This window comes from Cytobacillus firmus DS1, assembly GCF_000565285.1.
GTDB classification, from domain to species: Bacteria; Bacillota; Bacilli; order Bacillales; family Cytobacillaceae; genus Cytobacillus; species Cytobacillus firmus_A.
The window spans coordinates 13,108-34,692 of sequence record NZ_APVL01000028.1 but is presented as its reverse complement, the minus strand read 5'-3'; the positions used below and the strand labels follow the sequence as shown (position 1 = coordinate 34,692).

Sequence of the window (21,585 nt, the reverse complement as noted above, 5' to 3'; positions counted from 1 at the left end):
AAAAAAGTGAAGGCAGAATTCCGGTTTTCACGTATAGCAAAAACTTCTTCTGCCTTCATAGTCAGATCATTTACGGCGATCCGGTAGAGACTTTCGAACCATATTATCGAGGATATATGAAGGTGCATGATTTAATTGTATAAAACGGCAAAACCCGAACAATATGCCGCTGTCTTATTTGCCTATTGTAACAACAGCGGCAAATCCCGGTCAAGCTATTGTTCTTTTAATTAAATTTTCCCACAATTCCTTCGTATCATTCCAGCTTCCTTCTCTCAGGACCCCCCTGTAGACAAGCTCTTCGTAGTATGCTGTCAGCCTGCTCATTTCCCTTGTGGAGAAAAAGCTGTCGATATATTTGGCATACTCCCTCAAGGTTTGTCCGTTTTTCCGCTTTAGCCCGTAGCGGTCCAATTCCTTTAAGAGAATCAGATAAGCCTTGGAGAAATGCTCATCATTCCTTGTTCTTTTAAATCTCCAGATGAAGTAATGAGGCAGCCATTTACCCCGTTTCTGGAAAATCACAATAACAAGCAAAGCCGCTGCCAAAACGGCTGCTCCGATGACTTTCCAATGTTCTTTAAAGAAAGACTCAATATTGCTCCAAAGCTTTTCTAAAGTAAACGGCGATTCTTCCGATGATGTTACTTCAGGCTTGTCCGGCTTGATGGGAGTCTCAGTCTCTTTTGGCTTATCTGCTTCCGGCTGGCTCGTATTTTGGCCGGCAGTGTCGAAGTTGAACTGTACGTTATTATTAAAGCCCTGAGTTGGTTCAAATGGAACCCAGCCCATTTCAGGAAAATAAATTTCCACCCATGAATGGGCATTGTTATTTGTTACCTCAAACAAGCGAAGTCCAGACCCTAATGACTGCTTGAATTCTCCTTCTGTATAGCCCTTCACCCATCTTGCCGGCAATCCAATAGACCTCGCCATAACCACCATGGAGGAAGAGAAGTTGTCGCAATACCCCACTTTGGTATCAAATAAGAATTGGTCAACATAATCCTCATTCTCATCCGGAACTGCTGCGTCTGTCTGGCTGTAGGTATATTCCGCTCTTCGGAAATACCTCTCAAGCTCCCTGGCTTTTTCAAACCAATCCGGCTGATCCTGAGTGATTTCCTGCGCCAGCTCCCTGACTCTTTCAGGCAGTTCTTCAGGCAGCTGTGTATATCGGGACAAAAATTCCTCAGGAAGTGATTCCGCTTTTGCTCCCGATGCCTTCATGGCAGTCACACTGTATTCAGGCACCTCAAAACCCAATTTGTAATCTTCCAATGCAAATGGCCGCCCACTATCCAATGTCCGGATCTTTTCTGTGGCCGTTTCCAGCTCAAAGGTAATGAAAGGCGAAGCTTCAATATTTTTTAACCCTAATGGATACACTACATGAGGGTAATTCATAAAAGTATAAACAGAGCTTACTTCTTCAGTGGTTTCAATTGCATCGTTATCGATGAACGATGTAACCGGGATTTCTTCTCCCATTCCAAACGGAAGGTATTCCCCTTCAGGCTGGGAGGTTACCCATCCCTTGCCTGTATACGTATCCTTCGTTTCCACCTTCCAGTAATGGCGGGACTCCACTTCCGCCCTGAAAACCACAGCATTATCTCCTATAAAAGGGCCGCCAAGGCGGGAATCGTCTTCACCATAGCCGATTTTCTGAATACCCGGGCCATCACTGCCGCTGTTTTGCCCATAGGATTTAATAAAAGGAACAGGATCGGGCCAAATCGGTTCTGCCTTAGGGGCAGCAAATCCCAAGCCGGTGCTTAGCGCGATCAGAGCAGTCAGCGGAATCATCCATTTGCGCGACAGGGAGGCTTCTTTTTTCAGCCCTTCCTGCTCCAGAAGACGGTTAAACGTTAAGATGCCCATAACCGTAAAGCCCGCAATAACCGCCCTGACAATCGCTGCGTCTGCCGTGTAAGGTGTAAAGGTGTCCAGAACTGTTATATAAATGAGTGTCATGAAAAAGAAAATGAAAATCTGTCTGCGATTAATCAGCCAGTACTGAATCAAATAGGTCATCAGCCACAGCAGTATGAAAAAAAGCAGACTTCTGAAAAGATTGGTTATGGCAGGCCAGTCTCTCTCAGCAAGCAAACCAAAGTTATGCCACATATCCGATGCAAACACGGCTATCCATGAAAACTGAAAAAAGGAGCCTTCAAAATATAAATAATGCAGCTCATATAAAATATAAAGCACCTTAATAATACTGCTCATTACTGGACTTACGCCAAAGAAAGCCAGCAGGAGTGACAATACAAGGAACACAAGGAAAACGATAATATTCGACGTATCTGTCAGCTCTTCAACCGGGCGCAGCCATTCCCATAATAAGAAAAAGCCAAGAACATAAAGAAGAAAGGTGGCAAAATCCTTTTGTACCCGCTGATATCCCATTACATGCCCACCCCCGAAAACACATCTGCAAAATGTCCGTTATGAACTAATATAACCCGGATTCCCCTGGCATTCGCAGAGGCTTTAAGCAGCAGTTCATCACCAGAAGGAGATTCATGCTCATTTTTGATTAAAAATATAGTCATAGCCCCATTTTTGGATATAAAAAATCCGGCTTTCTCTATAAGTGCTTTTGTTAATTGTGCTGTAACAATCATCAGCTGACTGTTCTGCTGCAGGAGAAAATGCTCTGCTTCAAGAACCCGGTCCACTGATGCTGCCGAATCATCTTTTATTTTTGCCAAATGATAGAACAGCTGGAGCTGGTGTGCTTCTCCGCCTCTGATCGGAAAAGCTGTACGGGCAGCTGCAGAGGTCAAAAACCCAACCTGTGCTCCTTTTCGGAGAATGGCCCTCAAAATGGAGGCAGTAAACGAAACGATGGCCTCAAATCGGCTATCCGCTGCACAATCCATCAGGATATAGACATCATGGGATTGCCTTTGTTCGAATTCCTTGGTCATGATATCATTTCGCTTTGCGGTAGCTTTCCAGTTAATCCAGGAAAATCTGTCTCCCGGCTGATACTCCCTGATGCCGATTGCCATGGAAGTATCCCTTTGCACCCGCTCTTTTGAAGCAGTCATCCCCTGGTCGTAATGATGGGCCACAGGCTTATAGATCATTTCCTCATACGCCGGGTAGACAATCATCCTGCTCTCAGCGGGAGCTTGCCGTTCTTTTTCTATTAAACCAAGCAGATCACCCGTTTTAAAACGGACAGAGGCAAAAAAATGCTCTCCCCTGGGCAGACTATTAATCTTGTATTGAATGGACATTTCCTTCTGGAACCCCGGAAATAAAAACCGCTTTGCCTCATTTGACTTCCTGGCACGCAGGAGCTGTTCACTCATTTCATCCTCAATGACGAGGTACAATAAAGGAAAAGCTGATCCCCTGCTTATCTTCAGAGTAATCACAGCCTGCTCACCCGCATTGTATTCTGTTTTCGGCAGGATCCGCTCCACTTTAACGCTGTTTAATGAATAAAACGACAGACCAAGGGCATATAAAGCAAACGGCACAAAGCTGTAGAACAAAAACCAGCTGACAAAGCCGCCCTGAAACATGGCATACGAAAAGGTGAATAAAATAAGCAGAAATAGTACAATCAGCTTCCAGACACCTTTCAGTGTATTTAACAGCTGTTTCATGTTACTTCACTAGCCTTTGTACAGGAACAGACACCCTGGCAATAACCCGTTCCACCACTTCTTCAGCGGTAATGCCTTCAAATTTCGCCTCGGACCTTAAGATAATTCTGTGAACAAAAACAGCAGGCGCCAAATACTGAATGTCATCCGGAAGAACGTAATCGCGGCCATACATGAATGCATAAGCCTGGGCTGCTTTCATTAAAGCAATCGATCCGCGCGGACTGGCTCCTAAATACACACTGCTGTGGTTACGGGTTCCACCCGCAATTTCAACAATATAGCGTTTAATCGTTTGATCCACATGCACTTCTTTAATTTCTGTCTGCAGTGAACGCAATTCAGCCAGATCCATTACCGTTTCCAGATCTTCTATCGGCGGAATGCGCTGCGCCCGATTCAAGACCTCCATCTCATCCGCGATTTCCGGATAACCCATTTTCATTTTTAACAGGAATCTGTCCAGCTGCGCTTCCGGAAGCGGATAGGTTCCCTCATACTCGATGGGATTTTGCGTTGCCATAACGAAGAAGGGTCTTTCAAGACGATGCGTCACTCCGTCAATGGTCACACTGCTTTCTTCCATCCCTTCAAGAAGAGCAGATTGCGTCTTTGGAGAGGTTCGGTTGATTTCGTCTGCTAAAATAATATTGCCCATAATGGGACCAGGCCTGAACTGAAACTCCATTTCCTTCGGATTATAGATGGATACACCTGTCACATCCGAAGGCAGCAAATCAGGCGTGAATTGGATGCGTTTAAATGCAGCTCCAACTGACTTAGCCAGCGCACGAACCATCATCGTTTTCCCGACACCTGGAACATCTTCGAGCAAAACATGTCCTTCCGCTAAAAGCGCCACTAGGCTTAACTCTGCGACATCCCGTTTGCCGATCATGACTTTTTCAATATTCCCTAATACCCTCTCAATTGCAGGATGCATCTGATTTCGATCCATGTGAAATCTCTCCCCTTTATCTATATCTATAATCCCACTAATTTACAATTACCTGAATTTAATTCTAACCTATTATATATTCGCTGTCGCGCTGGAAACTCCTGTGTTTTTCTGGGATGGTTCTATCTTCTACATGGTCTTAGAACAAGGCTTTTTTCGTATAATTTATTGTTTTTCGCTTATCTATGTTGTCCGTTGATTTCCGCTCCAGGACGCTCGCTTTCCGCGGGGCGGGCGGTAAGCCTCCTCGACGCTACGCGTCTGCGGGGTCTCACCTGTCCCGCTACTCCCGCAGGACTTTGAATAAGCATCCTCGAATAAGCACCGCACGAAGGAAATGCGCCAGCATTTTCGAGGATCTCGCACCTTCCGCTCCGATCAACTCAGCAAATATAATACAAAAAGCAACAAACCTTGCGAAAACAGCCTAAAACAAAAGCAAAGGCTGCTTCTCAGCAGCCGGAGACCAGTTAATTATGTCGTTTTCCATTCTGATCTATATAAAAAGATTCGATAAGTGTTCTTTCATATGGCTTTCCATTTTCAGTAAGACCTATTATTTCCGTTGTCATATTGTATACGCCTTCCTGTGAAAAATCGCTTTTGGTCATGGGGCCAGACTTTTCTCCTTTCGCTTTTTGCTGCAGCTTTTTCCCTGAAGAATCAAACCCGAAGCGGATCCATTTTGTTTTAAAGGCGTTATGACTTTTCGCAGACTTGCCCTGAATTTTATCATTTAACGGGCTGTTTAGTGTAACGGTGTATAGGTACGATGCATTTGCCGGAGCCTTTAACAGCCAGCTTCCTGCTTCGGGATACCCGATTTCAAACTGGTGAATCCACGCTCCTTTGAAAAAATTGGATTCTTCCTTATACGCTTTTCCCGTTTTATATTCTTTTCCGTCCGGACTGATTAATTTTAGGGCAGACAAATTCTTTTCACTTAAAAAAGAAACGGTTATGGAGTCTACATTATCCTCTACCGAAAAAACCTCACTTATTGCACTGACAGCTTTCCCTCCTTTTACAATGGAATGGATGCGAGGCTTGCTGGCAGCGGCTTCTGAGGCTGAAGCTGAGAGAACTGCAGCAGGCTGAGTAATAGTGGTATAGGGCCTGAACACCGGGAATGTATGGGATCCTTCCCGAATGGATGTATGGTTCCAGCTCCCTTCCTGAACAATGGAAGCTCCAGGCAGCCGGGAATTAACTGCTGTCACAACACCATCATTTTTTCCGTACTGACTCAGGTATAAACCTCCCCAATAGGAAGCACTGCCAAATGAACCCCATTTGGTTCCGCCAAGTGTATAATAACGATTTTTTCCAGCATTCTGATGGGAATCTGTAAGGCTTCGAAAGTATTGCATATTGCCTGTCTGCAGGGATTCAGTTGCTTCATTATTGTTTCCGAGAAGGGCAGCAAGCCACCAGGCGGCGCTGCTGTGGGCAAGATCTGCAAGCTGGGTGCCATGTTGAGGAGAGGATAAAGAGATGACGTTTGATACATATGGGTGGGCATTGTAATGCACAAGCGCTGTCTGAATATCCACACCGCCTTTGCTGTAGCCAATGACCACCAGCTTTTTTCCTCCGAAATGATGGTACATTTCCTGAAGCTTTTCAGCCAGAATGGTACCATTCGTCCACATATCACGGTCATGATGAAGATCAATGAAGGCTGTTTCATATCCATTTGCCAAAGCCACTTCATACATATCATTACCTTCATGCCAGACTGCTGACGAATTATTATAGCCGTGCACAAACACAAGAGGTGATTTGGAAGGATCAATGCTTGAAGGTGTTTCTCCAGCATACCAGTTACCCGGAGTGCCGCTGTCATCACCGCCAAAGCCGCCAGCCTTCACCATACGAGGGAAAATCAGCATCATACAAAAGATCACTCCTGCCAATTGTTTTATCAAAGCTATCCCCTCCTTAAAGGAGATCCGGACGGAAGCCCAGTCAATTTGATTTTATAATTTTCAGATTATTTATTGAAGGGTAATTCGGATTAAATTCCCATTACTTTGGAAAATAATAAAAGCCACAGGAACAAGCCCCATGACTTTTTGCAGTTTAGTATGATACACCTGTGCGGCTATGTGTTTTTTCAAACTCCGCTTGATTCGGATCAAAGTATTTTTCATTGAAAGCTGCCACGAATTTATCATCCTTAATGTAGCCTGCTCCCCATGTCGGATCCATCGTGAGCCAGCTTCCATCCACCTTCACTTCCACCCATGCATGCTTCTGCGGCCAGAATCCGCCAAAAGCAGTTCCTTCAATAAAGCGGGCTTCCATGTTGCTGGCCCGAAGCAGAGCAATGGCCAGATACGAATAATCCTGGCAGACGCCCGTTTTGGAATCAAGTGTCTTGAGCGCACTATCATCCCAGCTGAAGTCATCTGTTTCGAGCTTATTCACATCATATGAAACGTTCTTCGCGACATAATCATAGACGGCCTTCGCTTTTTCCCTTTCCCCGCTAATGCCTTCTGTCAGCTCCTGCGCCAATTCAGTAATTTGCGGCGCATCTGACTGAACGCCTCTGGAAGGAAGCAGGTCCCGCTTATCCTCACCTGTTGACTCCACCTCAAATTTGGCAAATCCATAAAAGCGGAAATAATCACTATTCTCTTCCTTAATTTCCGGTACACTTAGTGTGACTTCATATGTGCCAGGACCAAACCTTAAATGAAATGAATCATCAAACGTGAAGTCTTTTACAGGGATAACATCCAGTGCTTCGTCTTCACCTTTTTTAGTGGTAATGTAAATATGATCTGTTTCAGGACCGAATTCTGCCTGCGGATCGATTTTTCCTTTTACAGAAAAGACACCGTCAGACTTCTCACCGCCATATTGCGGGTATTCAAGCGCCACTCCCCGCTCCTCATATGTTTTAGAATATTCAATTGGACTCATTGTCCTATCAGACTCGTTATCTATTAAAATGGTTGTGGCCGTCTGATAGTAATTTTCCCTTTCCTTGTCAGGAACGAGCACCTCAAGCCTGTGCAGGCCTTTTCCATAAAATAACGGCACATCATAGGAGAACTTGCCATCTTTAAGCGTAATGACATGCTTCCACATTTCCGATTCCTTATTCAGCTTTAACATGATCGTATCGCTGTCTGTCAGACTTGCCGCTTCCCCTTTTAAATTGAATACTTCATTGCCTTTTAGATAGCTTGATTCAATGTCTAAAGTCAGCTCTGCTTCCTGGCCAAACGGAGTAAACGTTACATCGCGCTCTGTATCCTGATTCACATTGTGTACAGTGAACGAGGCAAGATCATAATAATAATTCTCACTATCCATGCTTGGAAGCTGGACCGTTACCTTATACTCGCCTTCCCCATTAAATAAACGGATATTCTGCTTGAACTTCCCTTCTTTAATGGGTGCGTAGTATTCCAGATCATTCCCTGCCGGTCCCTCCTCTGTGGAACGGACCTTAATCCAGGCATAGTCTGATTTGAGATCCGTGTACTTCTCAACCTCTCCCTGCACAGCCACCTTGCCATTTGCAGCAAACTCCTTATATTCCGGATTCTTCAGAGCTGCCCCGACTTCCTCGCGGTAAGAAGTCAGCTCAAGAGGTTCAAGCTCAAGTTCCTTGTTTTTCTCTTTAACCAGTTTTTCATATTTGTCTTCTTCCTTTTTCTCCGCTTTGGCTTCTGAATTGCTTTCAGAGCTGCTGCAGGCAGAGAGGAATAGGAAGCTGGATAGTAATACTATTAATATGGTGATGGGGCTTTTCTTTGGCATGGGGTCCTCCTATTAAAACCAAGATTTTTTTTGATCTCTTAACTTTACGATCAAATTTACCAAATATTTAACTACACTCTTTTTCATGTTAATTAATTTATATTTTGTTCTTTTCTTTCATACCTTGTTACTTCCTTAAGACGGTCAAGATTTATTTTGCGATCCCAAACCTTTCTTGCGTTTTCAGTCAAATGAGGATAAATGTATTGATCTACTATTATTTCATAGCTATAGTCATCAATCAGATTTTAAGTGCAAATTTTGATCTTCTCATCACTGAATGTTTCGATAACAATGTAATTTATTAAATTGAAGGGATTCCTTATCAGTCTAATATCACGTATATTTTCTAGTGGAACAGTGGCCCTTTTGGAGATAATTCTTTCACCCGGAATTATTTTCAGCAAGACTTTTGCAGGATTTAATGCAGGTATAATCCAGAAAGTTAAATACGAAAATATGGGCAAAAACATAATTCCTCCGAAAATATACCTAAAAGAGTATTTTGATTCCAATGAGAATCCTTAGGTGATTAGCAACAGCGAGCTTCCCATGAATATTGAGGTTTTAATGATAATGGTGTTATTCTTTTCCTGAATTTTTGCCAAGCGATACTCCCCCATTTGGAAACTGAGTCTTAATGTTGATTACAAGTTTAATATTTTACATTAGAAAGCCCAGTAAAAACCCCCGATAATATCACTTATCGAGGATCCTTCATAACATAAATTTGTTTCATGAGGCTGAACTAACCTTCCTTGCAGGAGAAGAGTCTTCATTCTCTTTAAAACATGCAAAAAATGATAATAAAATAAGCAGGGCTTCCCATGAAAGAGACAATAAGAGAAGCAGACCGCCACCATCCTCACTAAAATTTGCTCTATTTATATTTATCGCAAGAATAGTTATTAATAGAATTAGATTACTCTTCCAAAAAAATGAAAATCCTCTTTTAAATGAGAATTTCTTTTGTTCTTCTTTGGAATTCATAATCTTTTTCTCTTCGTTAGGTATACCACCTTGCAATATTTCTTCCGTTATTTTCTGCACAACTGATAAATAGGTCGGGACACTATTACTCGTTATAATGATTTGATCATCCATTATCTCTTCATAATTAATATGCCATATAAAATTTTCTGAAGGCACAAATAACATCACATGGTCTTCTTCCATAACATATGTCTCAATTCTTCTTTTTTTAAATGTCATTTTTGATACCTGATGATAATTTCTTTTAAAGTCACGCAAAAAGTGACGAATTTGCAATTCGAAATTTTCATCCTCTATCATTTCATCCAAACCAGATGGCTCTATGCCATGGATTAAATCATATATATCACTGGATAATCCGATATTAACCTTCATGGGATCGTCCATTTTGCTGGTATCCCACCCATAAAAATCAGTTAAAATCGAATTTAATTCCTTGAAGTCATGTTTGGAAAATTCATAAGAGTTCCCCTTTATCCGCTCGACTATGATATTCGATTTACTATCAGGAAAAACAAGAAGTGTTTTTTCTCCACTTTCAAACCTGGCCATACTGCTCATACTTAACACCGAGTTTAATATTTCTTTTAATGGCTCCGAAACCTCTATCCCTTTTGATTTCTTTTTTAGCTGGTCAATCTCTTTTAGGGTAAAACCACTTTCAATGGCAAATTCCCTCTCCCTTTTTGTAAAACCAAATTCAATAAGAGCATCTATTAGATTTTGTGAAGACACATTTATTTTTTGGGCATTTTTCATATTCGTTTTCCTCCACCATGTGAATTATTCAAACTGCATCAATTGAAAACGCCCAGCAAGCTGAAGCCTGTCGCAACAAGGAAGACAAAGAAAAAAGCAGCAACTAATTTGTTTAATATAAATGGAAGTCTATTTAGTACAGTTTGAACGTAATAATTTATACCGGATGTGGTAATTGCAAAATATTTAAAGCAATAATCTAGAATACTTTTAGGTTCTTCAAAAACATTCACTTCATATAAAGTGATGACCAAAGTCTGCACAAAAATAGAAAAGAATGCAAATATAGCATTAGCCGCTATCATTAATGCAATAAAGGAGCTTGGAATCGGAACATCTATTCCCGTAAGAAATAAAGAGAATAGTATCCAAAGGCCATTAGCCAGTAAGAATCCAATAAAATTTTTCATATATAATTACCTTTCTTTAATGGGGTCACTTTTGCACAAAAAACTATAATTCTTCAATAAATGAAGTAATTACCCCGCTTAACTTCTTGAAATATTTTTTTATAGCCACAGGAGTTACATAGACTTCTTTTTCCTGTATTTTATCGTAGTCAAGATGCCAAAGAAACTTTTGGCTTGGCAAAAAGAATATGACTTGCTTCATCTCAAAGTAGTCTTTTACATAGTCCATTTCAATTAGAGATAAATTATCCAACTCCTGCCCATTATTCCTAAAGTCAATTAAAAATTGTTTCAACTGACCTTTCACCTTTTCATCATTTATTATTCTATCTAATACTCCACCTTCCATATTGTGAAGCTGGTCATAGATACTTTCTGATAGCTGAAGAGTTGATAAATTATCAGTTAATTCACTTATAACTATTTCTAAGCCATAATGTTTCAATAAAAGTTGTTCAAATCCTTCATTGACTAAGTAAATAGAGAAAAAATGAGTATTATGTCTTATTTCTTGTATTAGGACTCTTTCATCTCCCTTAATAAAATGAATGAAGAGCACCCTATCTTTTTTTATGCATCTTATTTTTCTTTTAGATTGGACAAGAATGTGCAGCAAACTCTCCAATCCTTCAGTTAGGACGGTGCCTCTATTTTCATCCAAGAATCCTTTTGCTTTAAGGGAATTTTCAGTTTCTTCAATAAAACGATACAAATCGCCTGATCCCTCTGTTATATCCAAGCTATTAAGAACCTGGCTGGCCATATTTTCGTAACCACATAAAACAAGAACCGCTGCCAATTCGTTAGTAGTTAGAGATACCCTTTCCGTGCCCATATATCACTTTCCTCCTTTACCGGAACAATCCTGATACGAAATCTCCAGCGTCTGACAAAGCATTTTTAACATTGCTGCCAATCTCTTTCGCTTCTTCAACTTTATCTTCTGCCCATTTTCCAGCTTTTTCTCCAAGGTCTTTTATATCTTCTTCAAATTTAATTGAGCCAACAATCCCTATTGTTGCGCCGATCGCTCCTCCAATAAGAGTACCTGGACCTGGACATATCATTGTCCCAATCGCCGCACCTCCGGTAGTTAAACCCGCGACTCCGACATCCATTCCTATACCAGCAGCAACTCTGCCTGTTACTTCCGAAAAAGATTTATATTTATTCTTATCATTAGCATATTCCCCCAAATTTGTACCAAAAGAAAATGCGATCCCTGCATATGGTATTTTTTTAAACATTGCTGCCAGAGCCTTTTTATCTGTAAATTGTCCCAGTGTAGCCCTAACATCAATCGAAGCTCTTTTATATAATTCAGCCTGTGCTGCATCAAATTTCAAATAAGGATGCTGATGCTCCAACAATTTAAGGTAGCTCTTCACATTTGAACCAGGATTAAGTCCAACAAGGCTTCTTAATAGTCTGCTAGGTGAGTTCTGATATTTAGAAAAGTAATTCTTAATACCATAATAGCTGCTTGCACTTCCTTTTTTTAATATCTTATGGATTGAATCAGCCAGCTTCGAACCATAAACCCCATTCTTTTTTAGCCAATCAGGATGGGCCCTAACCTTGAAATTTCCCGATCCATCTTTCACCAGTACTAATCTTTTACTTAATAGAATGGTTGCAGCTAAGGTACCTTTTACAGCTTCCATTCCCCCATTAAGTTTACCTATTTTGTCAAGCCAGTCTGCCACATTCCCCATTAAGGTGGAATCACCTTCTTTTATAGCCAGCTCCATGGCAGAGTCGATGAGCTTGCCGATCGTATCATTCTCAGCGAAATACTTTTCAATCTCTCTAATTGTACTTTCATTTAGTTCTGCTCCATTTGATGCCCAGGTTTCAATTTTATTGATAAAGTCTGCAATTCCCGTAAGCTCTTCTGTTGACTCCTTTAAGACTTTTAAACTATTTGCATCCAAATCCTCTAAACCATCTGTGGTTTTCTTAATATGGCGCCTTGCTTTATCAAAATTCTGTCTTAAATGCGCTAAGGAAATGGTTGAGCCTCCAACAATATCACTAACCTTCAAGAATTCCTGATTAATATCATTAATAGTGTCCTCTGACATTTGTTCGATGTTCTCAATTCCGGACTTCGCCTCATGCTCTACGAAGTCCTGTCTGACTAGCCCACTTTTAATTTCATACTCATTTATTAAATTTTTCACTTGCTTTAGCCTATTAACATATTCACTTATAAATTGATTCAACAACAAGACTGCCGGAATATGCAGAACAGTAAGATGTTCCTTTATTGCTTCTGCTCCTTTTCCTTTTAAAGCATCATCCAAATTGATCAAGCTATTGATTGAAGCTCGCACATCCTGCAGCTGGTCCTTTTCAGCTTCTTTCTTTTTTATGGATTCATCCAATTCAGGAATGATTTCGGAAACTTTAATTACCTTCATCTGTATCACTCCACTATTTCATTTTTTGAGATAGCTCTTTATCTTTTTGAGCAAGCTGATCTATTAGGGTTCTCATATCTTGTTCTGTTTTAATCAGCAAATTTTGATATTGTTTAAGGGTTGTATAATACTTTTGCTCAATTTTAGTGATTTCAGACAGCAGATCCAAACTGCTTTCTGGGAATGTAATTGAAGGGTTGCTGACATCAACCCCATCTGCCTTGCTTTTGAGTTCACTTAGGGCACTTTCCACTTCACTTTGAATTAATTTAATTTCGGTCATTTTTTCACCTCAATAGTCATGCCGTATTAATCGCTTAATTGTGAGATACGATAACGTTTAGAAGAAATTGTGCTTGAAAGAGACTTATTTACTCCTTCGTAATGGGTTATCTTCACTTCAATATTGTTTAACATTCCTTCAACTTCAATGTTTCCAATCCTCATATAGGTATCTTCAATTTCTCCGCGTATATCATCAAAATCATTAGCATGTGTTCCAGCCCAAACCGACTGATTTAAATTGGGCTGATGAATATAACGCTTATTAAGCATAAATTCTTCCTGGCCTGATGAGATTTCCTGCTGTGCCTTTCTCAATCGTGCAAGTATCTCATTGTTCTTACTAATTTCACTATTCAAAAAGGAAATATCTCTATACAGCTGGCTTATTAAAATGGAATTATCATCCACAGTTGTCACCCCGCTTTAACTTTAAAATTTGGAAGGCTTCTAAGTTGGAGTATGAATCGGAAGATATTAATTGCATTACGGTTGATAGAAGTTGAAATTAACAGTTTTATTTAGCTGCATGCTCAAGTAAATGAACATGCAACTTCTAAGGTTTTTAATTATCAGCCTGCTTCGCCATCCTCGGAATGAGGAATCCCATAATTACGCCTATGGCAATGACAAGCAGAATACTATAGAGAATCATTAATTTGTTATCTTGTTCAGCGGGTGCTTGATCCTCCGCATTGAAAAAGCTTTCCTGTTTCGAATCGGAAAAAAGCTGAAGCTGGTCTGCTTTTGCGGTGATGGTATTAGTAGTGGTTTCACCGCCGTCGAAAAGCTTCTCCTTCACTTCCTTCAAAGGATCCAGGTTCTTTTTTGTAAAAGTAAGATCCTTTTGTTCTTCCGGGATCTGCTTTTTATTTTCATATAGCGATTTTTCATGGAGGTAATCGGTATTCTCTTTGAATTCCTTTTTTTCATAGGTATTCGGCGTTACGTTATTTAAATCAGGGGTTGCCCCGGCAGATTGGCCAGCCAGCAGCCAAAATGCCGGGAGCAGAACTATTACTTTAAGGAATCTATTATGCTTCATAAGCCTGGTCCTCATCCCTCTTTGTACGCAGGTCCTTTATATACCGGGCTGCAAATGGAATGATGGCAAGGAAGGCAATAATGCCAAGCAGTATGAGGATGGCCGGAATAAACAGGGATTGCGAGTCATACTGAATGGACATATATACCTTGGACATTGGGTCTTCATAGTGAATATTCGGTGCTGTAAGAGCAAGGAACGGACTGATGAAGAAGGCGATGAGCCCAACGCTCAGAATCCATCCTGCCAGATTGCCGATATTGAATCCTGCCAGCACAATGGCTGAGGCTGCTGTCAGCAGTAATATAGTGAAAATGGTCCATTCAATTGCGCGATCCTGTTCCATTGAGTAAATATTGAGGCCGAATATGCTGATAATCAGACCAACAATAAGATTCAGCAGCACAAACATGGAAGCATGGACAAGCATTGGCGCATTTTTGAAATAATGACTGAAGTATCCGATCATTAAGCTGCTGAGCAGGACAATGGCCAATACGACAACCGGCGGCAGCTTGCTTTCCTCTTTCTTGGCAGCTGTTTCTCCGCTGATTTGAAGCGGGCTGGATAATTGCTCGTATACAGGGCCATTCTTTTGGCCATTCACATAGGTATTTCCAAGAAGATTGTAAATATCATCCCGGAACATCTGGGTTGTCTCTACGTTCGAGCCCCACTTGGAATTCAGTGTATCTGCATCCTGCTGGACACTTTGCACCTTTTGCTCAAGCTCGTTTGTATAGGATACGATATTGCTTTGGTTTTCTCCGATAGAACCAACAAGATCATTGATCATCAGCATTCTTTGGCTGATTCCTTCCTGTTTGACCATGACGGAAGTTCCGTCAATGCCATCGACAGGCATTTGGGTATTGGCTGATAATAACTGAATGTTATCCATAACAGCTATTGCGCTTTCCTGCAGTGCAGATAAGTCTGATTGCATAGCAGATTGCTGCTCTTCAATCTTCTGGCTATAATCACTTAAAAATGAAGCAACCTGATTATCTAAACCGGCAAGCTGTTCCTCAGAATATGGGATGGATGTATTCAACTCATCCCAAACCTTTTGTTCATCCTCGTTCACCTTTACAATTGGATTCAACTTCTCTATAAAGGTTTTAAGTTTCTCAGGATTATAGTTAATGGATGACTCAACGGTACCTTCGAATCTTCCGAGTGCAGAATAATATTCCATCATTTTTGAAGGAACGGCATAGATAATTGGCTGGTTAAACACTTCTGTTAACTTCGCCTTGCTTTCGCTGTCTAAACTTAATTCAAGAATTTTGTTTTCTTTCTGGTCGATTAAACCAATTAAAGATGAAAAGTTTCCGGAATTACTTAGCTGCTGAATCAAGTTTTTGTTTTCTTCAACCAGCTTATTGTAGTCTTCAACCAATTTTCCGTTTTGAGCAAGCAATTCATCGTTGGCAGCCTTCAGTTCATCCACTACTTTCTGCAGAGGATTTTCTCCTGTGTCATTCGCAGAAATATTCTGCTCTACATTAAGCAAACGCTGAGACAGCTTGGGCAGGCTTGCGACTGCTGCCGCAGCTTGCTCCGGAGTTCCTTCAATTGTTTCAAGCGAAGATTTAATCGTATTTATTTCATTGGCAATGGCCAGCAATTCTGCCCTCTCATTTTCCAGACCCGGAACCGAAGGAATGGCTGTATTCGGATTCGTGTTAGCAGCAGTCTGTTTTTCAGCATAGCTTTTGTTTGAAGCCGCTGATGCTATTCCTGGATTTCCGGCAGATGTCCCTTTTGACAATTCCTGCTTCAAAGAAGCTATGTTTGCCTCGGCTTGGCTAAGGGTATTTCGTTCTTGTTCCATAAGATAATTAATCAATTCTTCTCTTTGTCTATCCACTTGTGCAGTACGGATAGCAGAGAGGTTGCTGAATGTCTCACTGTTTTCTTTAAGCTGAGACTCTACTGAATCAAGTGTGCTTGACAGCTGCTCGCCACCTTCATTCAGTGCGGCTAATGATTCAGAGTACTGCGGATCCTGTTTCCCGGTCAGGGCTTGTAAACTTAGTACACTTTCATCCTGCAGCTTTTGCAGAGTTTCCTGCTGTGCATCCTGATATTCCCGATACTGTTCAACATATTGAACAAATCCAGCAAGGTTCTCTTCAAATTGACTGAGATTATTTTCACCCTCGGCAGTGCTTTCAGCAGCTGTCTTCACTGTCGACTGAATACTCTCCAGCATGTTGCGCTGCTGTTCAATTTCCGCGGCCAGGTTCTTTGAGCTGGGCTTATAGAAAGCAAGCATGGCATTCTGGAAGTCTATTTCTTTTTGTAAAATGGTATCGAACTGGGATTTCACATTCTCTAGGTCCTGGGATACATAGGTCCAGTACAATGTTGAAATCTTTCCATTCACACGGCTGGTGGCCGTTTGGATCTCACGCAGGACCTTTTCCCGGTTCAATGAGTTCAGCTGGTTCTGAACGGTAAATTCAAAATTTGCTTTTTCAGGCTGCTGGCTTTCATAGGACATGATGTTCTTTGAAAAATTGGAAGGAATATAAACGACTGCATCGTACTTGGTATTTCTCAAGCCATTTTCTGCAGCACTTCTGCCGATGACAGTCCACTCATATTGTGAACCGTCTTCGAGGATCGATGTGATTTCCTCTCCAAAATCAAGGGATTTATCTTCCTTGTCAGCCCCTGTATCTTCATTAACTACTGCTATGGTTCTTGTGGCATTCTCCCTGACCAGCAGAGGATTATCGCCAATGGAGCCAAAAAAGATGGCTGGCGCGGCGATAATCAGAAGCATCACCAAAACCATTTTCACGATATATTTTGTTTTGGCTGTCATGCTAAGACCTTCCTTTCAGTGGCACATAAAGGAATTTGAATTTTTAATTCCTTTCCGTTTATAACGTAATAACCATATCCCGGCTGAATCTCTGCCTCTTTCCTTTCATATGGAAGAGTAAAGAGCGTCTGCTCTGATTTTTTCATCAGAACGACCGCCTGGCGGATCTGTTTGATTTCTGCCGTTAAGGAATCGTATCCTTTCGTCAGCTCATTATTGCTGCCTGTCACGATGACACTAAAGCCAAGATGGCTACCATTTTTCATCAGCCTAGCCATTCTTTCCTGCAGGCTGTTATCCAATGTCTGTGCAAAACGGGAGTATCCATCCACAGCCAGCACAATTGGCGAAAATTCTATATCTGTATTGCCATGCTGGATTGCATTAAGATATTCTTTTTCTCTTAGGGATAACTGTTCTTCCGCCTTTGCTGCCCAATCGCTGATCTGTTCTTTTGTCTCGATATAGACTGACTTTTCCTCACTTGCATAGGAGGATAATCCTCTGTCAAAGGAGTCGAAAATACCGACAGATTCAGCTCCCTGAGCCAGCATTTGATTGATCATAAGCTTTAGAACATTTGTCTTTCCTTTTTGGGCCTGCCCAAGGATAATGCAATGCTTCGTTTTATTGAAGTTTGCATACACAGGTTTGACGGATTCTTCATCAAGTCCAATTGGTACAAGTCCAGGCTGAGTCTCTCCCGCAGTGTAACGGGTAAAGTTAATCGTATTAAGCTCTGCTGGAAGCATTGGCACCTCTTCAGGCTGACTGCAGTCCTTGTATTTCTCCTTCAGTTCCTGGATGTCAGCCCGGATCGATTCCATGATCTCGAAATCGTCCTTGCCCTCTGCCGGCAGGAATACCTGTGAAAAATATGCCTCTTCCATTTTAATAATGGCTCTTCCCGGTATAGGCTCCGGTGCGAACGGAACTCTTCCCAGTACGGAGTAAGCCTCGCTGCTGTCCATCAGATAATGGACCACTTTTGTTTTGAGGTTATTCATGAGTGACTGCCGGATTGAATTGATCCGCGTCGCAGCAAAAATCATATATATGCCGAGTGACTGTCCATCCCTGGCAATCTGATTAATTTGCGTTTCAAGCTCCTGCATTTCTTCTTTTACTAAATCGAAGTTGTCAAATGTGATATAAACAAGCGGCAGCTTTTCATTGCTCATCGAATTGTACATCTTAATTCCGCTGACTTCCTGCTGCTGGAATAACTGCTTCCTGCGGGCAATTTCATCCTTGATCAGATTCATGAACTTTTCAATTTTCCGTTCTTCATCCATCAGGAAGAAATCGGCCGTATGCGGCAGCTGCCTTAACGGCAGAAGGGAACCATTGCCAAAATCAAATATATAGTAATGGGCTTCTTCAGGAGACCGCTTTTCAGCAATGCTGAGAAGCAATGTCATAATCGTATGGGATTTTCCATAACCGGATGAGCCGAAGACCCCTATATTTCCATCCTCTATGATTTGATAGCTTAGCGGATACTGGCTCTGCTTCTCTGGTTCATCCACCATTGCTAAATGAATTTCATTATTTTCCTCAGCGCGATAAAGCTTTCTGCTTAAGCGCGCTTCAAGAGGAGGAAGCCACGGACTTCTAAGTTTCCTAATGCCCATCGAGGACTGTGCTGCTTCAATTTCTTCCACAACTGCTTCGATTTCTGTTTTTCCGCCCTTTTTCTTTCCTTGGCGTGAATTCACATCTGATAATGGCACAAGCCCCAGGTCAGTTACGATGGCAATCTCATCCTCTGTCTCAGAGGAGTCCTCCAAATAAGGGGCCCCGCTCCATGCAGATTGGAACAGTTCATAGACTTCATTGTTGCCGACCTGCAGGTAGCCTCGTCCGGTTACGGTAATAGCAGCGGCATCACCGTTTTTAATGATCTCCCGGCTGTCATCTGTGTCCTGAACTTTTAAAGCTACCCGGAAACGGGCATTACTCCAGATCTGTTCGTCAATGACACCGCCCGGCTTTTGAGTTGCCAGAATTAAATGAACTCCCAGGCTCCGTCCGATCCGCGCGGCACTGACAAGCTCTCTGATGAATTCCGGTTCTTCACTCTTAAGCTCAGCAAACTCATCAGATATCAAAAACAGATGCGGAAGCGGCTCCTTTGCCATACTATTTTTATAAAGGTCGGTGTAATCGTTGATATGATTTACCTGATATTGATCGAAAAGCCTTTGCCGCCTTTTCAATTCACTTTTGATGGAGGCAAGCGCTCTTGAACTGAAGTTCTTGCTGCCTTCAATATTCGTAATGGTACCCAGGAGGTGCGGCATGTTCTTAAACGGCTGGGCCATACCTCCGCCTTTGTAGTCAATCAGCAGGAAAGCGACCTCGTGGGGATGGAAGTGAACAGCAAGTGAAAGAATATACGTCTGCAGAAATTCACTCTTACCCGATCCCGTTGTCCCAGCCAGCAAACCGTGCGGGCCATGCGCCTTTTCATGAAGATTCAAAAGCGACAGGTCTTCCTTTCCTTTTAATCCGACTGGAACTGCCAGAGATTTGGACGACTCTTTTGTAAGCCAGTTCTCTTTGATCGGAAGTTTCCATACTTCTTTTACCTTCATCATTTCCAGGAAGGAAACACTATTTGGAATGGAATTGGTCATTCCAACCTGATGATCAAGCGTTCTTAACAGACGGGAAAATTCCTCATTCCCCTTTTTCTGATGAGCATCAAGCTTAAATGGGACGCTCACGGCTTTTTTGTCCTGAATCAGAATGTCCCCTTCTTCCTGATTGACATATCTGACAAGGGTTTGAATATTATCATGAAGACTTTCCTTTGAGTCTGCTGCAAGGATCACGGAGATTCCCATATTAGAGTGGTCTCCCTCCAAATATTCCAGAATTACATGATCTGCAATCAGCTGATGATTGGCTATGATGAACACGAGATGAGGCGAGTACACCTGCTTCTCTTTATTTTCATCCAAATCCCTTTCACGCAGGATTTCATAAAGGGAAGACAGCAGCTGATCCCTCGTTTGTTCGTTATATATCAGCCCTTTTGCGTGTGCATGAGGCATCTGGAAATGCGGAAGCCATTTGAGCCATTCCCATTTCTTATATTCCTTTTCATTAAAAATGAATACAAACCGCACATCATGATAGCTGTGGAAAAAGGCCAGCTGCCCAATGATCTGGTGTATCTCATTTTTAACAACCTGCTCTTTTCCGATCAGCCCGATTGGCCCCTTGGCCAGATCAGCCACTACAGGCACATTTCTAACTTCCTTATACACCTTTTCCATTTGCTGTGACTGTTCCAGCAGATCATCGATTTCACGGTTTGCCATATCCCCTGAGCTGACCTTAACCTCATAGCTCGCAGGCACATTTCCGGTACCCAGCCTGAATTGAAGAAAATCAAAGCTCTGCAGAGGCCGCTCCCAAATCCGGTCGGATATATGGCCCGTAAAATATTTCATTTTCTCAAAAGACGGAAAGTGGAATTCCAGAACATGCTTCTGTTTGTCGGACAATGCCTGCAGCTCTTTTCGTTTCTCTTCCAGATAGGCTGTATACACTCGATGCCTGCGCTCTTTCCGCTTTTTTTGATTGCTTTTATCCTTAAAGTATTGGACTGTTGATGTCACTAAAGTGGTCATGAACATGACCATTGAAATGATAATAAAAATCCCTCTTGGCTGAATTAAAGCCACAATACCCATTACAACCAGCATAATCAGCGGCGGCATGATAATCAGCCATAATCCCCTGCCTGAATCATCCGGCTCCTGCGATGGAAAGGATAGGGAGACCTTCTCATCCGGCATTTCATAGATCATTCGCGGCGTTCTCCGGTAGAGAGGATATTTCTTTGCCATCTCTGATTGCGGCCTAATAGTAATCGGAAGATTTGATTCATAGCCTTCAAAGCTATCAATCTGGAAAAGATCCTCTTCTATTATTCGAATAGACATAAAGGGGAAGAACAGCACATCCCCCATTTCAAGGAAAGTCCTCTCTTCAACTCTTTTTCCGTTTAAATAAAGCTGTCCTGAACCCGGCTCTGCCATCCATCCCCTTTTTGTTTTTATCAGGTCAAAAGATTGGCTGGCATCCATTAAAATGCCATGCTTTTTATAAATGGAAGCTTCCGGGTTAACAGAGGAAATTTCTATTTCCCTTTGATAGCCGGAATAGTAGGTCTGGCTTTTAAGAGCTTCAGAGGTTCCTATTATTGTCAGGATTTCCCCCTCATCATTTATCTGAAATGGTTCTCCGTCGTTCAGCTTTCCGAGAACCAGCTCATTCTGCCTAACTTCATAGAAGCTGTCGTGCTTTTCTATTGACACAATTCCTTTTGTAAAAGGAAATTCCCTTATTGTCACCAGCTGTTCCAGCTCAGGGCCAATAGTAATCCTGCCGCTTTTTTCAATTGGCATAGACAGCTGCTGGCAGTAATCGCTGTAAAACAACCATAATTGTTCCATCTCT

General features: G+C 41.8%; 15 protein-coding genes and 1 riboswitch. All 15 genes read right to left on the bottom strand.

Features of this window, described 5'->3' with window-relative positions; genetic code table 11:
- Positions 1 to 38 precede the first annotated feature (38 nt).
- Positions 39 to 140, bottom strand: a riboswitch (purine riboswitch).
- A gap of 70 nt (positions 141 to 210) precedes the next feature.
- Positions 211 to 2,415, bottom strand: coding sequence for a transglutaminase TgpA family protein (locus tag PBF_RS22120; RefSeq protein ID WP_035332844.1), 2,205 nt, complete (start codon positions 2,413 to 2,415; stop codon positions 211 to 213).
- On the bottom strand, positions 2,415 to 3,629 hold the full coding sequence (locus PBF_RS22115) for a DUF58 domain-containing protein (protein ID WP_035332841.1): 1,215 nt from the start codon (positions 3,627 to 3,629) through the stop codon (positions 2,415 to 2,417). Before PBF_RS22115 ends, PBF_RS22120 begins: the two co-directional genes overlap by 1 nt.
- 1 nt (position 3,630) lies before the next feature.
- Positions 3,631 to 4,587, bottom strand: coding sequence for an AAA family ATPase (locus PBF_RS22110; RefSeq protein ID WP_035332838.1), 957 nt, complete (start codon positions 4,585 to 4,587; stop codon positions 3,631 to 3,633).
- Positions 4,588 to 5,057: 470 nt separating this feature from the next.
- Complete coding sequence (locus tag PBF_RS22105; protein ID WP_081757350.1) at positions 5,058 to 6,515, bottom strand: esterase/lipase family protein; 1,458 nt, start codon at positions 6,513 to 6,515, stop codon at positions 5,058 to 5,060.
- Positions 6,516 to 6,669: 154 nt separating this feature from the next.
- Positions 6,670 to 8,364: a transglutaminase domain-containing protein gene (locus tag PBF_RS22100; protein WP_035332836.1), complete on the bottom strand. Its 1,695-nt coding sequence runs from the start codon at positions 8,362 to 8,364 to the stop codon at positions 6,670 to 6,672.
- Between the two features lie 248 nt (positions 8,365 to 8,612).
- Complete coding sequence (locus PBF_RS26890) at positions 8,613 to 8,879, bottom strand: DUF5381 family protein (RefSeq protein WP_268745132.1); 267 nt, start codon at positions 8,877 to 8,879, stop codon at positions 8,613 to 8,615.
- Between the two features lie 220 nt (positions 8,880 to 9,099).
- Complete coding sequence (locus PBF_RS22095; RefSeq protein WP_035332835.1) at positions 9,100 to 10,116, bottom strand: hypothetical protein; 1,017 nt, start codon at positions 10,114 to 10,116, stop codon at positions 9,100 to 9,102.
- Between the two features lie 38 nt (positions 10,117 to 10,154).
- Entirely contained in the window at positions 10,155 to 10,526 is a 372-nt protein-coding gene (locus PBF_RS22090; protein WP_051488987.1) for a hypothetical protein, read from the bottom strand.
- Between the two features lie 43 nt (positions 10,527 to 10,569).
- The gene (locus PBF_RS22085) at positions 10,570 to 11,361 is read right to left on the bottom strand and encodes a hypothetical protein (protein WP_051488986.1); all 792 of its coding nucleotides are present in this window, start codon (positions 11,359 to 11,361) and stop codon (positions 10,570 to 10,572) included.
- A gap of 16 nt (positions 11,362 to 11,377) precedes the next feature.
- Positions 11,378 to 12,949 (bottom strand): T7SS effector LXG polymorphic toxin, encoded by a 1,572-nt coding sequence (locus PBF_RS22080; RefSeq protein ID WP_035332834.1) that lies wholly within the window; start codon positions 12,947 to 12,949, stop codon positions 11,378 to 11,380.
- A 13-nt stretch (positions 12,950 to 12,962) separates the two neighbouring features.
- Positions 12,963 to 13,232: a DUF5344 family protein gene (locus tag PBF_RS22075; protein ID WP_035332833.1), complete on the bottom strand. Its 270-nt coding sequence runs from the start codon at positions 13,230 to 13,232 to the stop codon at positions 12,963 to 12,965.
- A gap of 26 nt (positions 13,233 to 13,258) precedes the next feature.
- On the bottom strand, positions 13,259 to 13,642 hold the full coding sequence (locus PBF_RS22070; protein ID WP_035332831.1) for a YwqH-like family protein: 384 nt from the start codon (positions 13,640 to 13,642) through the stop codon (positions 13,259 to 13,261).
- A 154-nt stretch (positions 13,643 to 13,796) separates the two neighbouring features.
- Complete coding sequence (gene essA, locus PBF_RS22065) at positions 13,797 to 14,276, bottom strand: type VII secretion protein EssA (protein ID WP_035332829.1); 480 nt, start codon at positions 14,274 to 14,276, stop codon at positions 13,797 to 13,799.
- Complete coding sequence (esaA, locus tag PBF_RS22060; RefSeq protein WP_035332827.1) at positions 14,266 to 17,112, bottom strand: type VII secretion protein EsaA; 2,847 nt, start codon at positions 17,110 to 17,112, stop codon at positions 14,266 to 14,268. Before esaA ends, essA begins: the two co-directional genes overlap by 11 nt.
- On the bottom strand, positions 17,109 to 21,581 hold the full coding sequence (gene essC, locus PBF_RS22055) for a type VII secretion protein EssC (protein ID WP_035332826.1): 4,473 nt from the start codon (positions 21,579 to 21,581) through the stop codon (positions 17,109 to 17,111). Before essC ends, esaA begins: the two co-directional genes overlap by 4 nt.
- Positions 21,582 to 21,585 lie beyond the last annotated feature (4 nt).

Excerpts from the sequence above, each read along its gene's own strand:
- PBF_RS22120 (WP_035332844.1), bottom strand. The coding sequence starts at position 2,415 with ATGGGATATCAGCGGGTACAAAAGGATTTTGCCACCTTTCTTCTTTAT.
- PBF_RS22115 (WP_035332841.1), bottom strand. The coding sequence starts at position 3,629 with ATGAAACAGCTGTTAAATACACTGAAAGGTGTCTGGAAGCTGATTGTA.
- PBF_RS22110 (WP_035332838.1), bottom strand. The coding sequence starts at position 4,587 with ATGGATCGAAATCAGATGCATCCTGCAATTGAGAGGGTATTAGGGAAT.
- PBF_RS22100 (WP_035332836.1), bottom strand. The coding sequence starts at position 8,364 with ATGCCAAAGAAAAGCCCCATCACCATATTAATAGTATTACTATCCAGC.
- PBF_RS22095 (WP_035332835.1), bottom strand. The coding sequence starts at position 10,116 with ATGAAAAATGCCCAAAAAATAAATGTGTCTTCACAAAATCTAATAGAT.
- PBF_RS22090 (WP_051488987.1), bottom strand. The coding sequence starts at position 10,526 with ATGAAAAATTTTATTGGATTCTTACTGGCTAATGGCCTTTGGATACTA.
- PBF_RS22085 (WP_051488986.1), bottom strand. The coding sequence starts at position 11,361 with ATGGGCACGGAAAGGGTATCTCTAACTACTAACGAATTGGCAGCGGTT.
- PBF_RS22080 (WP_035332834.1), bottom strand. The coding sequence starts at position 12,949 with ATGAAGGTAATTAAAGTTTCCGAAATCATTCCTGAATTGGATGAATCC.
- PBF_RS22075 (WP_035332833.1), bottom strand. The coding sequence starts at position 13,232 with ATGACCGAAATTAAATTAATTCAAAGTGAAGTGGAAAGTGCCCTAAGT.
- essA (WP_035332829.1), bottom strand. The coding sequence starts at position 14,276 with ATGAAGCATAATAGATTCCTTAAAGTAATAGTTCTGCTCCCGGCATTT.
- esaA (WP_035332827.1), bottom strand. The coding sequence starts at position 17,112 with ATGACAGCCAAAACAAAATATATCGTGAAAATGGTTTTGGTGATGCTT.
- essC (WP_035332826.1), bottom strand. The coding sequence starts at position 21,581 with ATGGAACAATTATGGTTGTTTTACAGCGATTACTGCCAGCAGCTGTCT.